The organism is Acidobacteriota bacterium, assembly GCA_038040445.1.
GTDB lineage: Bacteria > Acidobacteriota > Blastocatellia > UBA7656 > UBA7656 > Onstottus_A > Onstottus_A frigus.
The window spans coordinates 60,305-75,880 of the sequence record JBBPIG010000001.1; the positions used below are offsets into that span (position 1 = coordinate 60,305).

10 protein-coding genes are annotated in these 15,576 nt (G+C 57.6%); 8 read left to right on the forward strand and 2 right to left on the reverse strand.

Annotation, left to right across the window (positions count from 1 at the left end; translation table 11 throughout):
- Nucleotides 1-68: 68 nt before the first annotated feature.
- From AABO57_00280 to AABO57_00305, 6 genes are all read left to right on the forward strand, one after another.
- Entirely contained in the window at nt 69-776 is a 708-nt protein-coding gene (locus tag AABO57_00280; GenBank protein MEK6284156.1) for a S8 family serine peptidase, read from the forward strand.
- The gene (locus AABO57_00285; GenBank protein MEK6284157.1) at nt 773-1,948 is read left to right on the forward strand and encodes a formylglycine-generating enzyme family protein; all 1,176 of its coding nucleotides are present in this window, start codon (nt 773-775) and stop codon (nt 1,946-1,948) included. Before AABO57_00280 ends, AABO57_00285 begins: the two co-directional genes overlap by 4 nt.
- A 106-nt stretch (nt 1,949-2,054) precedes the next feature.
- Complete coding sequence (locus AABO57_00290; GenBank protein MEK6284158.1) at nt 2,055-3,083, forward strand: hypothetical protein; 1,029 nt, start codon at nt 2,055-2,057, stop codon at nt 3,081-3,083.
- A 90-nt stretch (nt 3,084-3,173) separates the two neighbouring features.
- Nucleotides 3,174-5,552 (forward strand): arylsulfatase, encoded by a 2,379-nt coding sequence (locus tag AABO57_00295; GenBank protein ID MEK6284159.1) that lies wholly within the window; start codon nt 3,174-3,176, stop codon nt 5,550-5,552.
- Nucleotides 5,539-5,778 (forward strand): CopG family antitoxin, encoded by a 240-nt coding sequence (locus AABO57_00300; protein MEK6284160.1) that lies wholly within the window; start codon nt 5,539-5,541, stop codon nt 5,776-5,778. Before AABO57_00295 ends, AABO57_00300 begins: the two co-directional genes overlap by 14 nt.
- Before the next feature lie 195 nt (nt 5,779-5,973).
- Nucleotides 5,974-6,435, forward strand: coding sequence for a DUF4440 domain-containing protein (locus tag AABO57_00305; GenBank protein ID MEK6284161.1), 462 nt, complete (start codon nt 5,974-5,976; stop codon nt 6,433-6,435).
- A 54-nt stretch (nt 6,436-6,489) separates the two neighbouring features.
- On the opposite strand, the gene AABO57_00310 is transcribed toward AABO57_00305, so the two are convergent.
- Together AABO57_00310 and AABO57_00315 are read right to left on the reverse strand one after the other, a co-directional pair.
- Entirely contained in the window at nt 6,490-7,731 is a 1,242-nt protein-coding gene (locus AABO57_00310) for an ABC transporter permease (GenBank protein ID MEK6284162.1), read from the reverse strand.
- A gap of 118 nt (nt 7,732-7,849) precedes the next feature.
- Nucleotides 7,850-9,070 (reverse strand): ABC transporter permease, encoded by a 1,221-nt coding sequence (locus tag AABO57_00315; protein ID MEK6284163.1) that lies wholly within the window; start codon nt 9,068-9,070, stop codon nt 7,850-7,852.
- Nucleotides 9,071-9,441: 371 nt separating this feature from the next.
- Between AABO57_00315 and AABO57_00320 the strand changes: the two genes are divergently transcribed.
- Both AABO57_00320 and AABO57_00325 read left to right on the forward strand, forming a co-directional pair.
- Complete coding sequence (locus AABO57_00320; GenBank protein ID MEK6284164.1) at nt 9,442-13,755, forward strand: protein kinase; 4,314 nt, start codon at nt 9,442-9,444, stop codon at nt 13,753-13,755.
- Nucleotides 13,756-13,760: 5 nt separating this feature from the next.
- Nucleotides 13,761-15,563 carry a sigma 54-interacting transcriptional regulator gene (locus AABO57_00325; GenBank protein ID MEK6284165.1) on the forward strand — a complete coding sequence of 601 codons (1,803 nt, stop codon included), beginning with the start codon at nt 13,761-13,763 and terminating at the stop codon, nt 15,561-15,563.
- Nucleotides 15,564-15,576 lie beyond the last annotated feature (13 nt).

Sequence of the window (15,576 nt, forward strand, 5' to 3'; positions counted from 1 at the left end):
TTGACGGATTCACACGGATTCTTCATCGGGGTCTAAATTTCGTGGAGACGATCGAGAAACTCACATTAGTGCGCGAACCCTTTGCTAGCTACACCGGCCGAGGCGTTAAGGTCGCAGTCATCGATAGCGGAGTCAACCCCGCTCACCCCCACGTCGGCGGTGTGGCCGGCGGCGCGAGAATAACCGCGAGCGAAGCGGACTCTTCGAACGATTATCTGGACTTCATCGGTCACGGCACCGCCGTCGCAGGGGCGATTCGTGAAAAGGCGCCCGATGCGCAGCTCTACGCCGTCAAGGTCTTTGACCGCGCGCTGACAACTAACATCGAAGCGATCATCAAAGCGATCGATTGGTGTGTCGAGAATCAAATCGATGTCATCAACTTGAGCCTGGGCACCGTGAACCTGGAGCATCGGGATAAGATCGAGAGGGCCGTCGCGCGCGCCGCAGAGAAGGGATCTGTTCTTGTCGCGGCGCGCGAGATGTCCGACAAGTCGTCCTTGCCCGGCTGTCTTTCATCGGTTATCGGTGTGACTGCGGATTGGGAGTGCGCGCGTGACCGCTATGACGTGAATCGCTCGGATGTCGATCCGGTGTTCATCGCGTCTGCATACCCTCGCGATATCCCGGGCGTGTCGCGTGAGCGCAATCTGAACGGCATCAGCTTTGCGGTGGCGAATATGACCGGCTTCGTGGCGCGCGCGAGAGAGTTCGCGCCCAATGCTTCGATTGATCAGCTCAAGCGCTTGCTGGTCGAAGAGTCAACGAACGAATGAAGAAGGCGATGCAATCAGCGAATGAAAGGAGCAACGCATCATCGGCTCGCTCAAGGCCCCGGCTGTTGTACGGCGTCGCTGTAGTTCTCACTTTGGCCGCGTCAATCGCATTCTTCCTTGGCAAGGATAAGTGGTTGGCCCAGCGGCGGGATGCTTCGCACCCGGCTCAACACTCAGGCGGTCACGGCTCCAGCGCAAAGCAGCCGGATGCGGAATCAGCCGCGCTTGTCAGCATAAGCAGCACACCGCCGCCCGGCACGGCGCCGGATGGCATGGTCTGGATTCCCGGCGGGACGTTCTGGATGGGTTGCGATGACTGCGATATGCCGGACACGCAGCCCGTGCATCTGGTTGCCGTGGATGGCTTCTGGGTGGACAGCACACCGGTGACGAACGGCCAGTTCGCGCAGTTCGTGAAAGCCACCGGTTACGTCACAATCGCGGAACGCAAGCCAGATCCGAAAGACTACCCCGGAGTGGATCCGGGTAAGCTTGTCGCCGGCTCGGCGGTGTTCTCTCCTCCCGCGAAGGATGTGGCTCTTGACGACATAAGGCAGTGGTGGGGATACGTGCCGGGCGCGAGTTGGAAGCACCCGGAAGGTCCCGCCAGCACGATAGAAGGCCGTGAGGATCATCCGGTAGTGCATATCGCTTGGGAGGACGCGGTCGCTTATGCGAAGTGGGCAGGGAAGCGTTTGCCAACCGAAGCGGAGTTCGAGTTTGCCGCGCGCGGCGGAATGGATCGCAACCGTTACGCGTGGGGCAACGAGTTGAAGCCGGGCGGCAAGTGGTTAGCGAACATCTGGCAGGGCCGCTTTCCTACAAACGACCTTGCCGAAGACGGTTATCAGCGCACGTCGCCGGTTACCGCTTTTCCGGCTAACGGCTTCGGCCTGTGCGACGTGGGCGGCAATGTTTGGCAATGGTGCGCCGATTGGTATCGCCCCGATTATTTCGCGACGCTGGCGGCGAGCGGAGTGAGTAGGAATCCGCAAGGTCCGGCGGATAGCTACGATCCTCAGGAGCCGGGAATCGCCAAGCGCGTGCAGAAGGGCGGCTCTTTCTTGTGCAGCGACCGCTATTGCTCGCGGTACCTAGTCGGGAGCCGAGGCCGAGGCGCCGTTGACAGCGGAGGATCGAATACTGGTTTTCGGTGTGTGAAATCGCAGTAAGGAGTCTCAAGTCTTACGGCAGTCAGGTTGCACAAACCGAATCTTCAGCTCAGCCGAAACAATGGTCGAACGTTCTATCGTGATTCAATCGTGAAGGAGGTGACGGATGTCTGGTTTGAAGGCCCGCAGCGGATCGATTGTAGCCATCGTCGTTATGTGCATTGCGCTGGTCGTACCGGCCCGGCCCGCGGAATATAGGGTCTGGGTGTTCGCGACTTTCGAAGACACGCCAGAGGGACTGGCCGTCGATGCCAGCGGCAACATTTACGCAGCGCTGTTCCACACCGGGAAGATCATGAAGCTCACGCCCGACGGCAAGAAGGAAGTCATCGCCGTCGTGCCGTCTGAGAAGGATGCCAGCAAGGGTGATACTGTAGGGATCGACTTGGACAAGGACGGGAACATCTACGTTGCCTACAAGCAGAACTCGCCGAAATACGAGGCTAACAACTTGAACGACCCGCAGCACGCTGCTTGCCGTGATGCCACCGTCACCCTGAGCGGGGTCTACAAGATCGACAACAAAACACGGCGTGTCACGGCGCTGGCGACTCGTGCCGACGGATGGGCCTTCTGCTTGCCTGATGACGTTGAGATTGATTCGAGTGGCAACATCTATCTCAGCGATCTGACTTATTCAGGGATTTGGAAGATCTCGCCAGACGGCAAGCAGGTCAAGATGTGGTCCTCGCATCCGCTCTTGAACTGGTCATCAACACCCTATTCTGGTTTCCCGCTCGGGGTCAACGTGCTAGTCATGGACAAAGATGAAAAGAACATCTACGCGGCTACCGATGGCGAGCCCATGATCCTGAAGATCCCGATCAAGCCAGATGGCTCGGCGGGCGAGCCTGCGATAATTTCGCGCGGTCATTCACCGTTTGACGGCATAGAGCTCGACGACCGTGGCAACATCTATGTGTCTGAGATCCTGCGCAGCGAGATATGGGTGCTGTCGCCTGACGGCTCGCAGCGTATGCTGGTCGCCAACAAGCGCACCGCGCCGCTCGACAACAATACCAGTTTGATTTGGCACAAGGGCATGCTCTGCACGGCCAATCTCGGCTTCGCGCATGCGAAAGTTGAGGACGCGGCCAAGACCATCGTATGCGTTAGCGGATTCGACCGGCCATAGCTGAATTGACCGGTCGTTCCGTTTGCGGCTTGTCGCGCAGTTGCTACAATCTCACCCTAATTGAAATGAAGACGAAAGCAGGAGTTCGACATGAATAGAACTAAGATGTCGGTTCTAGCGCCGATCAAAATCGCGGCACTGGCGATGGCGCTAGCGGCGGTCTTTATGCTCGGCCACGGCTTGAGCACAGCAACGGAGCAGCAACAGGAGCCGCAGCGCAGCAGCATTGGCCGATCTTACAAAGACTCGAAGCCGGCGTGGGAGTTGCCGCCTCAACCGCCTAAGGGCGCGCCTAACGTCATCTACCTGGTTCTCGACGACGTGGGCTACGCGCAACTTGGCTGCTACGGCTCGGAGATTCAGACGCCGAACCTTGATCGGCTGGCCGCGGGCGGGTTGCGCTACAGCAACTTTCACACGACCTCGCTGTGCTCGCCGTCGCGCGCGGCTTTGTTGACCGGGCACAACCATCACAGCAACCATCTTGGGGTAATAACCGAGGCCGCGACCGGCTATCCCGGCTACGACGGCCGGATGCCGCGAAGTCAGGCGACGATCGCCGAGATATTGAAGCAGACTGGCTACAGCACATTCTACGTTGGCAAGTGGCACCAGGCGCCGCTATCAGAAACAAGCGACGCGGGCCCTTACGACCATTGGCCGCTTGGAATGGGCTTCGAGCGGTTCTACGGCTTTTTGGGCGGCGAGACAAACCAGTGGTTTCCCGATCTGGTCTACGACAATCACCGCGTCGAGCGTCCGCAGCGGCCGGGCTATCACTTGACTGAAGACTTGACCGACCGGGCGATTCAGTTCATCACCGAACAGAAGCAGGTCACACCCGACAAACCCTTCTTCCTCAATCTGGCCTACGGCGCCGGTCACGCTCCTCATCACGTCGCCAGGAAGTACATCGAGATGTACCGAGGCAAGTTCGATAAGGGATGGGACAAGGTTCGCGAGGAAACGCTCGCTCGGCAGAAGCAAATGGGCATCGTACCGGCCAATGCTCAGCTTGCGCCTCGCAACTCTGATGTTAAGGCCTGGGCCGAGCTATCCAACGATGAACGGCGATTGTACGCGCGGATGGAAGAGGTCTACGCCGGGTTCCTGACTCACTGTGACGAAAACATCGGCCGGTTGCTTAGTTTTCTCAACGAGGGAAACCTGATCGAGAACACTCTGTTGGTCGTCGTCTCCGACAACGGCGCGAGTCAGGAGGGCCGCGAGGCCGGCTCGTTCAATGAGAGTCTGTACTTCAACCAGATTCCCGAAAACCTCGAGATGAATCTGAAGCTGATTGATGAGCTGGGCGGGCCAATGACCTATCCGCACTACCCGCTCGGATGGGCGATGGCCGGCAACACGCCGTTCAAGCGCTACAAGCAGGAGACGCACGCGGGTGGAATCACCGACCCGTTGATCATTCACTGGCCGAAGACGATAAAAGAGAAGGGAGGCATTCGGAGCCAGTATCATCACATGATCGACATCACGCCAACGGTGCTCGAGATGATCGGGCTTCAACAGCCGCGAGTGGTGAATGGCGTCGATCAGCGGCCGATGGACGGACTGAGCATGGCTTACACCTTTAGCGACGCGAAGGCGCCAAGCCGGCGTGAGACTCAGTACTACGAGATGCTCGGCCACCGCGCGATCTACTACAAAGGGTGGAACGCCGTCGCTGTGCACGCGCGCGGCGATGACTTCGACAAGGACCGCTGGGAGCTTTACAACATTGACGAAGACTTTTCTGAGAGCAACGATCTGGCGGCGCAGAATCCCGGCAAGCTGCGCGAGATGGTCGAACGATGGTGGAGCGAGGCGGGAAGGTACAACGTCTTGCCGCTCGACGATCGAGGGGTCATACGCTCGCTAGAGCAGCCGGCGACCAATCGTCCGAGCACGATCGTGACTTACTACCCGGGGATGTCATCGGTGCCCAGAGGCAACATGCTGAACTTCCGCAACCGCTCGTACAGCATAACCGCTGAGGTCGAGGTTCCGCGGAGCGGCGCCGACGGCGTGCTGCTCTCGTTCGGAGGGCGCTTTGGCGGGTTCAGCTTGTTCATGCAAAGTCATCGGCTGAGCTACGTTTACAACTGGGTTGGCCTCGAGCGCTACACGGTGACTTCGACAGAAGCTGCGCCTGCAGGATCAGTGAAGCTGCGAGTCGAGTTCACGAGTGCCGGCCCGAGCAGTGGGACAGCGGCGCTGTTCATCAATGACAAGCGCGTCGGCGAAGGGAAGATCGCGCGTCTGGTTCCTGTGACATTCGGACTGAGTGAAGGTCTGACGGTGGGCCGCGATCCCTCGACCCCGGTTACGGAGAGCTATCAGTCACCGTTCGAGTTCACCGGAAAGATTAAGAAAGTTGTGATGGAACTGAAGGAAGATCCTAAGCAGGCTCAGTCGAGCACTGTACGGCTTATGGATGAACGCGAGAAGAAGAGCTATGGCAAGAAGTAGAGTCAAAAAGCAACGAGATCCGCTGCCAGAGCAGTTCAATAGCCTCGATGACGCGGTGGAATTCTGGGATACGCACAGCATCGCCGATTACGAAGAAGCTTGGAAGGATGTGCAATGCGAGATTGATATAAAGCGGCGCACATATCAGATCTCAGTCGATAGCAGCCTATATCAGAAATTGCGCCATGCTGCGCGCGAGCGAGCGTATCGGCCGAGACGTTGGTAAACCTTTGGCTGCAAGAAAAAGTATCATAGGCCTCGATTCAAGTAGCATGGCTGCCTCGGCTGCGTCGCAGTTATGAAATCGAGAAAGAAGCCGGCGAAGAAGCAGCCTACTGAAGAAGAAATAGACAGGATCGTAGAATCGCACGCGCAGGCTGAAGCCTGAACTCTGAACCAAGGTTCTTGGGAGGGATGTCAAATGATGGCGACTCTGATGAGCATACTGCTTTCGGGATTGGTTGTCGTCGGCGGACAGCAGGGTACTGGGTCGCAGGTGAAAGACGTGCCGATCGCGCCATCGCAGCCAAGCGTTCAACTGCCGGCCGAGCTTGCCAGGGTGTTGACCGACTACGAAGGCGCGTGGCGCAGCCGCAATGCGAATGCACTCGCTCTTCTATTTGCCGAGGATGGGTTCGTGCTGCCGAACGGCTCCTTACCCGTTAGAGGTCGAGCGGAGGTTGAGCGCTTCTACACCGGCAAGGGTGGGCCGCTATCACTCCGAGCAATCGCCTTTGCTGCTGAGGGTAAAGTCGGATACATCATCGGAGGCTTTGCGCGCCAGAAGGGCGAACCTGATATCGGTAAATTCACCCTCACGCTACGCAAAGGAACTGACGGGCGATGGCTAATCGTTTCGGATATGGACAGCTCAAACCGTTAGCGGAAGTGACGATGATTTGCGGTTACTCGGGCGATGAGTCGGACCTCACGGCTGTTACTCATACCTGAGCGCGTCAATCGGGTCCAACCGAGCGGCCTTCATTGCGGGCCACATCCCGAACACCAATCCAATGCCGCACGAAACTGTTATCCCTGCGATTGGCGCCCACGCCGGCACGTGTACTGGCAGAATCAGGTTTACAAGCAGGCTCAGCCCCCAGCCGATCGCGATTCCAAGCAATCCGCCCGAGCCGGTCAGCGAAATCGCTTCAATCAAAAACTGACGCATTATGTCGCGACGCCGGGCGCCAATCGCTTTCCGAACGCCGATCTCTTTCGTTCGCTCGGTGACTGAAACCAGCATGATGTTCATCACTCCTATGCCGCCGATCAACAACCCCACGCTCGAGATCGCAAACATCAGGATCGCGATGCCGCCGGTGATCTGATGAAACTGCTCGGTGATCGCGTCGGGAGTCGAGAGGCCGAAGTTGTCCTTCGCGTCATAGGCAACGCCACGCCGGCGCCGCAGCAGCGATCTTATCTCGTCCTCCGCCTGAGCAAGCTTTCCTTCTTCGGCCTGCGCCATCACGAAGTGGTCTTTTTCGGCGGGGAACATCTTCTTCATCGATTCATACGGAAGGTACACGGCGCGATTTTGATTGCCCCCATCGTTATCCCCCATGAAGAAGCTGTCCACCTTTTGAATGACCCCGATCACCGTGAAGGGTTTCTCGTTGACCAGGATCTCCTTGCCGAGCGCGCGAAGATTGGGAAAGAACTTGTCGGCGATGTCCGCTCCAATTACGCACACGTCTGCGCGGTGTTGGTTTTCGGTTTCCGTGAAGTAGCGCCCCTCGGCAATGTGCACCGAGGACATTCGCTCGTAGTCCGTCGTCGTTCCCTGCACCTGGGTGACGTACAGCTCCTGGTCTTGATAGCGAACCTTCAACACATCGTCTGGGCTCAGGAAGGGAGCTACGTATTTGACTGCCGGACACTGGTCTTTGATGGCCATCGCGTCTTCGTAGCTGATCGGTTTGCGCATGCGCTCTTCGGGGGTGAGCCTCCCGGTATGAATGCCCGGTTCGAATTTGTAGATGAAAACAGTGTTGGTGCCGAAGGACTCGATGTCCTGCTTGAATTGCTGGTCGAGTCCCGAGATAAACGAGGCGATTACCATCACGGTGACCGTGCCTATAACAACGCCGAGCACGGTGAGGAACGACCGAAACTTGTGCGCGCGCAGAGTTGCCAGCGCCATCCAGAAGCTTTCTCTTGTATCTTGTTTGCTCATGCTTCCAACCTAATCCCGCCAGCCAATCGCAAATTGCAAATTGCAAATTTGAGAACGAATCCGGCGAGCCCGCAATTTGAAATTTTCAATTTGCACTTTTCAATTTTCAATTCCCGCGTTAGTCCGCCCGAAGCGCCTCAATCGGATCGAGCTTCGCGGCTTTCCACGCCGGATAGATTCCGAAGAACAAACCGATGCTCGCCGAGACGGTCAGCGCGACGAACGTCCACAAGATCGGCAGAGAAGTCGGGAGATCAAAAAGAACGGTCGCCAGTTTTCCGAGACCGTACGCGATCGCGACGCCGATGCACCCCCCGAGCAATGAAAGCACCGTGGACTCGGACAAGAATTGACGGACGATGTCGGTTCGTCGCGCGCCCAGCGATTTTCGAATTCCGATCTCACGCGTCCGCTCGGTCACTGAGACGAGCATGATGTTCATAATCACGATGCCGCCGACGACCAGCGATATTGAAGTCACGCCTATCGCGACGATAGAGATCGTGCCGAAGATCTGCTCGCGCAGTTTGTTGAGCGCATCCGAAGTCACGATGCCGAAGTTGTCCGGGTCGTTGTAGTTCAGATGCCTCCGCGAGCGCATCACCACCCTTACCTCGTCCTGCGCTTTCTCCAGAGCTTCCGGGCCGATTGCTTGTACTCTGATCCCGATTGAGCCGCGCGAGCCGTAGATGCTCTGATAAGTCGTGATCGGCATGATGACGAAGTTGTCTCGCGGGTTTCCGAATACGGTCCCGACCTCTTGCGCGACGCCTACGATGCGGAAGGGCAGGCCTTCGATCTTAATTTCCTTATCGATCGGATCGACGCTGGGGAAGAGCTGGTTGGCAACGCCATAACCGATGAAGCAGGTATTTTTTGAGTGCTCTTCCTCGGTAGGAATTATGTATCGGCCCTGATCGACCTTGATCGAATCGATATCGACCATGTTCGCGCTCACGCCGAGAAGCTCAATGTCTTCAAGAAGGCGAGTGTCGCGTTTGATGCTTCCGCGCCTGCGCATCGTCGCAGCCGCGTCTTTGACGTAGGTCGGGTGTTCCTTGATGGCGCGCAGATCATCGAGCTTGATGTCTTTATTCTTCTTGCTTCGTTCGATCCACTCTTCCAGGCTGGTGACGATGCCCATTTTGTTAACGACGAAGGCGTTGGACCCCATGTCGGCGATCTTATCGTTGAAATACTTATTGAAGCCTTCCACCAGCGAGACGACGACGATGACCGTCGCCACGCCGAAGATGATCCCCAGCAGAGTGAGAAACGAGCGAAGCTTATGCGCGAGAATCGCGCTGAGAGCCAATGATACGGACTCAAAGAATTTCATAAGATGATTCCCAGTATGTTTTCGAGGATTGTCCCCAAGTGACTAGAACGAGATTTCTCAGCATAAGTTCAAGCCTTCTACCTTTGATGATGCACATAAGTCTATACGCACGCTCGCTTGCGCGAAGGTGCATGACACTCATGTTTGAAACGCAGCAACCGCGGTCTTCATTAACAAGTGAACCGCGCGGGTCACTAACCCGACTGGGAAACGCTCAGGTTAGCACAAGCGTCCTGCCACGATCCGTAGACGTTCAGCTTGACCGGTGGCTCGCGGGGCGATAGCCTTGCGCGCAGAAGCGTCTCCGGTTGGTTTTGACGGCACGGCCTGCGCAGGGTCGAGCTGCTTGATTAGGGTTCCAGAGGTTCGCGATGTATGAAACTGAGTCGCACTATCGCGTGCTTGAGCCGCTCGGTTCTGGGGGGGCGGGACAGGTATGGAAAGCTGAAGACCTCAGGCTTAAACGTATAGTTGCCATCAAGTTCCTCGCGCCTGGTCTTGCGCGGGACGAACAAGCCAGAGCGCGATTGCGGAGCGAAGCTCAAATGGCGGCGGCGCTCACCCATCCGAACGTTGCTACCGTCTACGAGCTTGGCGAGGCCGGCGATCAGCTTTACATCGTCATGGAGTGCGTGGATGGCGAGACCTTGAAATCAAGAATCGGGCGCGGCCCGTTCGACCTGAAGCAGTCGCTCGAAATCGCGGCGGAAGTTGGCGAAGCGTTAAAAGCTGCGCACGCTCGTGGGTTGCTTCATTGCGATATCAAGAGCTCGAACATAATGATCACGCCGGATGGACTGGTCAAAGTCCTGGATTTCGGACTGGCCAAAGTTGCATCCGTAACCATGCCCAGCACGTCGGCCAGTCCGTCGCACGATGGTTTCCAGACGCGCGAGCTACGTGTTGAGAGCGGAGACTTCAGCGGGAAGGAGTGGCTGAAGTCCGCTTCGGTGATCTCAGGCACTCTCGGGAATATGTCACCCGAGCAAGTTCGAGGTGAAGCGCTTGACTGCCGCACTGACATTTTCTCGCTGGGCGCGGTGCTGTACGAGATGTTGACCGCCAGATCGCCGTTCGACGGCCACAGGGCGGTTGAGATTCTTCAGTCGGTTTTGAATGATGAGGCGGCGCCCCTAAGCGCATTCCGCGACGATGTGCCGCTGGAACTGGAGGGCGTCGTTAGGAGAGCGCTTGCGAAACGTCGCGATGAGCGCTACGCGAATGTAGAAAACCTGATCGCCGATCTGCGCGGTTTAAGAGATCAGCTTGAAAACAAATCGGCACGCGAGGCGCGATTCGTTATCGACCAGGGGTCGGGAAACACGCTTGATGATTCGGCGTCTATCGACCTCGATCGATTCTCGTCATTGCGAGCAGGCGCGCTACGTAAGCGAGGATGGTTGCTGTTGGCTGGCGCTTTAGCGGCTTCGATAGCGGTGTGGGATGTTATCGCTCTTCAACCGCATGGATTGGAATGGGCAATAGCAGCCGGTCTGCTCGCGATCGCCGCGGCGTGCGCGTTGGGTTACGGCGCCGCTCGGCCGAGAGCATCAAGGACTCTGAACCCGATGCGGAGCGGGGCCGCGTTTCGAGGCTTGCTACCCTTTCAAGAAGCCGATCGCGATCGATTCTACGGAAGAGAGACGGACACGGCGGCGCTCTTTGAAATGATTCGCCACGGTGACTTTCGCTTCGGCGTGCTTTTCGGGGAATCCGGTTGCGGCAAGACGTCGCTGCTCAGAGCGGGGTTGCTGCCGAAGCTATGGGAGGAAGGCTGTGTCCCCGTCTACTGCCGCTCGTACAAAGACCCGCTCGCGGCTGCGCTGGAAGAATGCCGCAAGCGCAGCCACGTGAAAGCTATCGAAGGCGAGCCTCCCAAGGAATACTTGGCGCGAGCGGCGCGAGAGCTCGGCGCAACAATTGTCATCGTCTGCGATCAGTTCGAAGAGTTCTTCATCAACCACAAATCAAGCGAGGAGCGAGAGCCGTTCCTTTCATTCATCGCCGCCTGTCACGACGCGGACGACATTGCCGTCAAGTTCCTTGTTTCGATGCGCAGCGACTTTCTCTACCTGATCAGCTCGGAGCTTAGCGGCCGGATTGCCGAGCCTCTGATCAGTTCGCGGCTCTTTCACCTTCGCAACTTCGACGAGGCACAAGCAAACGAGATCATCGAGAAATCAGCTCGGCGGGCGGGACTGCCCTTTGAAGATGGGCTGAGCCGTCAGGTCGCAGGCGATCTGGCAAGCGGAGATGTTGTCTCTCCTTCTGAACTGCAAATCGTCGGTGAGCAATTGCAGAGCAAGCGCATCTATACGGTTCTAGGTTATCGGCGAGCCGGCGGTAAAGAACCCTTGGTGCACAGTTTTCTCGAAGATGTCATTCAGGCATCCGGTGACGCCGAAACAGCGCGACTGCTGTTGCGCAGCCTCATCTCCGACGAGAACACCAGGCTCACGCTGACCGTTGACGACATAGCCAAACGAACCCAGCGTAGCAACGCTTTGGCGGAGCGCTTGTTGAATATCTTCGTCGAGGCGCGGCTGATCCGTGAGATTCAGGAAGACGAGCCGTGGCGATACGAGTTGATGCACGAGTACCTCATCGAGAGGATCAACCAGGTGACCGGGAAGGTGATGGATGCGACGCAGCGTGCGAACCGGCTGCTCAAACAGTACGCGTCGAACCATTCGGTAGACGGAAAGACTCGCATCCCAATCAACAGGCTCTGGTTTATCCGGCGTTACTCGGACGTTGCACGCGGAGAACGCGAGCGAGAGCTGATAAAGAAGAGCCTTCGATGGGGCCTTATGAAGGCAGGGGTGCTGACGTTGCTTTTGGTTATGGGAGCGACAATAGCAGCAGCGGCGCTGTCGGTGAATGAAGAGTGGGAAGGCGTTAGGCTCAGTGACGGGCACACGGCGGCGGCGCGCAAAGCGGCCTTCTCGCCCGACGGACGGTTGCTTGTTACGTGCGGTGAAGATGGGAGAATCATCGTCTGGGATTTCGCGCGAAGGGAACGACTGGCTACGTTCAACGACAACGGCGGCTGGGTCAGCTCGGTCGCTTTTTCGCCGGACGGGAAGTGGTTCGCAACGCCAGGCGCCAATCAAACGGTGACAGTCTGGGATGCCAAGCGGCTTGAAATAGCGGTAGTGCTGGAAGGTCATCGCTCTAGGGTCAACGTCGTTGTCTTCTCGCCGGACGGAGGGTTGCTGGGTTCGATTTCTGGGGGCGACGATGGAAAGACGCTTGTCTGGGACACGGCTCGATGGGAAAAGGCCTATGAGTTGCCGCGCAATGCGATGTGGGCGGACCTCGTTGTCTCACCTGACGGACGCCGCATACTAATTTGCAATCAAGTATGGGACCTGCAAACGGCAAGCGTGACTGGGGCGCTGGATCCCGAAACGAACTTTGCTGCTTTTTCACCGGACGGCCGCCGGTTGGTCGGAATCGGCAGCAGCGGCACTGTCTCCTTCTTTGACGTCGAACGGTTTTGGGAGAAATCTCAGTTTCGAGTCTTAAGCAGCCAGCGGGTACACAGCTATCACGGGCGCGCGGTGGCCTTCTCTCCAGATGGAAAACTAGCGGCGTCCGGCGCCGAAGACATAGTCTTGTGGGATGCAGCGACTCAGAAGAAGCTTGTGCGGCTAAAGCATTCCGCGCAGGTGTGGAGCGTTGCGTTTTCACCTGACGGGCGATGGTTGGTTTCAACTCATGACGATGGCTCCGTCCTGGTCTGGGATGTATCGGAACGTGAGCTTGCAGCAAGCTTTGACGGCCACAGCGCCTCGGTTCACTCGGTCGCCTTTTCGCCGGACGGGAAGCGGCTCGCTTCCGCGGGCGAAGACCGATCGGTGATTGTCTGGGACACAGAGCGCGGTGAGAAACAGGCAGTCTTGATTGGCGACGCAAACCGGATCACGTCTGTCGCCTTCTCGCGTGATGGGGAGCGCCTTGCGTCGTCGGATATGGACGCCAACATCATTCTCTGGGATTTGGACGGGCGCAAACCAGAGAGGACGCATGGGTACACTGGTGTTGGATCAAACGCAAGCTCCTATTGCGTAGCGTTTTCGCCGGACGGCCGCTTCCTGGCAAGCACAAATGCTGTATACGACTGCCGCGATGGCCGGCAAGTCGTTGATCTGGAGGCGATGAGGCGTACTTATCCAGGCGCAATGGGTGAAGCCTACGGGGCTGCGTTTTCGCCGGATGGCAAACTGCTGGCGTGTGCTACTGATAACGGCGCTTTGACCTTATGGGAAACGGAACAATGGCAACTGGTTGATAAGGTCCAGCTCTCCAGCACGCCGCTCATCAGCGTTGGCTTTGCTCCCGACGGCAAAGGACTTGTTACAGGAGACGACGATGGAGTGGTGCGCCTTTGGTATCTGAACCCGCTGCGTCTAATGGCCGTACTCGGCCGGCACTCGGCGCGGATCAAGTCAGTGTGCTTTTCTCCAGAAGGCAGTGAAGTGGCATCGGCCGGCGACGATCAGACAATCTGTCTGTGGAATGTGAGGCGACGGACGCTCCTCACTCGGATAGGCACGCACGCCGTGTCTGTGTTGTCCGTCGCCTTCTCCCCTGACGGGAAGCAAATCGCCTGCGGCGAGCATGACAAATCGGTCCGCGTATACACTCGCCACCGCTCGCTTTGGGGATACAGACTGAATTGAATCTCATGAGAGCCGACGCAAAACGAATCAAGAATCTTGCCGAGACGCTCGCGGCATTGTTAGAGCGCGAGCAGGGCGCTAATCAAGCTTCAATCTCATCACTGCTTGACGCGGTTGAAACGCTCAGGAGCGAGACGGCCGATCGGCGGCTGCATTACTTGACCGCGCAACTGAAGACGCTTCGGGACCGCGTTGATCTCTTGACCGAGATGGCCCGGCGTGACTTTCTTGCCAAGATAGGCCGAGAGGCGGACGAGCTCGCGCAAGACGCCAGCGACGGCCGTGTCGCCCGCGTATTGATGACGGCCGTCAGTAACAAGACGCACTCGTACACCGCCTTCTGTGAGACGCTGCTTGACTCGTTGATTGAGGCAACCGGGGCCGAGCGCGGATTCGTTCTCTTCTATCTGCCGGAATCCACCGAAGCTGAAGTCGTAGCCGCGCGTAATTTTCAAACCCGGAACCTGTCGCTCGAAGAATACGATTTCAGCCGGACTCTATTGAGGGAAGTTCTTCAGCACGACCGGCCGCTGTTCCTGGAAGACGCATCCCAGGATTCAACATATTCTCGCGAGGCGAGCGTTATCAAGTTCGAGATCAAATCAATCATCGCTGCGCCGCTGAGACAGGAAGGCCGCGCCATTGGCGCCCTATACTTGGAAAACAACTCGCATCCTTGCGCGTTCGACGAACGAGACCCTCAGATTCTGGAAATCGTCGCCGAGTTCATGGTCTTTTATCTTCAGCACGCACACCTGCTGCCGGCTACCTTTGAACGCGACAGTCGCGTCTTCCTCGACGCAAGCCGGGCGTCTAAGGAGATTGTCGGCCGCGATCCGAAGGTCCTTTCGCTGCTCGAAGTGGTCAACCGGATCGCAGACTCGCCGGCGACGGTGTTGGTTGAGGGCGAGACAGGAACAGGCAAAGAACTCGTCGCCCGGGCGCTGCATTACCAAAGCGCAAGACGCGATCGTCCATTCGTCGCGATCAACTGCGCTGCGATTCCAGACAACCTGCTCGAATCCGAGTTGTTCGGACACGAGAAGGGAGCCTTCACCGGCGCCGCCGGACGATACATCGGGCGCATAGAGCAAGGCGACGGCGGAACGATCTTCCTTGATGAAGTGAGCGAGCTGGCTTATCCGCTGCAAGCCAAGCTGCTGCGCTTTCTGCAATCGAACGAGTTTGACCGCCTCGGTGGAAGCCGGACGATTCGAATTGACGTGCGAGTGGTTGCCGCGACCAGCAAGGACTTGAAAGCGCTGACTGAAGCAGGGAAGTTTCAAGAGGCTCTTTTCTATCGATTGAATGTCATCCCGGTTCGCATGCCGGCTCTGCGCGAGCGCAAAGGCGACATCCCGCTGCTCATCGATTTCTTTCTCGACAAGTTCTCGAGCATCTACGGCAAGACGATCCGAATGGAGCGCGACGCGTATGAGTGGCTGAAGGAGTACAATTTTCCCGGCAACCTGCGCGAGCTTGAGAACCTGATCCACCGACTAGCCGTCCTCACCGATGATGTGATTCGGGTCGGGGACTTGCCCGCCGAAGTACTGAAGACCGTTTCGCACCGAGTGAATATCGAGAAGGACCCGCTGTTCGAACTGCTTCACACTCAGGCCGCGGACCTTGAGGATCTTCGGCGAAGAAGAAGAGAGGTGAGGCGCGCGCTTGCCGAGCAGGAACAGCAAGTGATCGAGCGAGCTATTGAACAAGCGGGCGGAAACCTCACCGAAGCCGCCGCCCGGCTGGGGGTGCATCGCATCACGCTGCACAAGATGATCAAGAGAGGAAGAGAGTTGAAGTGAGAGCCTTATGAAC

Excerpts from the sequence above, each read along its gene's own strand:
- AABO57_00285 (MEK6284157.1), top strand. The coding sequence starts at position 773 with ATGAAGAAGGCGATGCAATCAGCGAATGAAAGGAGCAACGCATCATCG.
- AABO57_00290 (MEK6284158.1), top strand. The coding sequence starts at position 2,055 with ATGTCTGGTTTGAAGGCCCGCAGCGGATCGATTGTAGCCATCGTCGTT.
- AABO57_00295 (MEK6284159.1), top strand. The coding sequence starts at position 3,174 with ATGAATAGAACTAAGATGTCGGTTCTAGCGCCGATCAAAATCGCGGCA.
- AABO57_00300 (MEK6284160.1), top strand. The coding sequence starts at position 5,539 with ATGGCAAGAAGTAGAGTCAAAAAGCAACGAGATCCGCTGCCAGAGCAG.
- AABO57_00305 (MEK6284161.1), top strand. The coding sequence starts at position 5,974 with ATGATGGCGACTCTGATGAGCATACTGCTTTCGGGATTGGTTGTCGTC.
- AABO57_00310 (MEK6284162.1), bottom strand. The coding sequence starts at position 7,731 with ATGAGCAAACAAGATACAAGAGAAAGCTTCTGGATGGCGCTGGCAACT.
- AABO57_00315 (MEK6284163.1), bottom strand. The coding sequence starts at position 9,070 with ATGAAATTCTTTGAGTCCGTATCATTGGCTCTCAGCGCGATTCTCGCG.
- AABO57_00320 (MEK6284164.1), top strand. The coding sequence starts at position 9,442 with ATGTATGAAACTGAGTCGCACTATCGCGTGCTTGAGCCGCTCGGTTCT.
- AABO57_00325 (MEK6284165.1), top strand. The coding sequence starts at position 13,761 with ATGAGAGCCGACGCAAAACGAATCAAGAATCTTGCCGAGACGCTCGCG.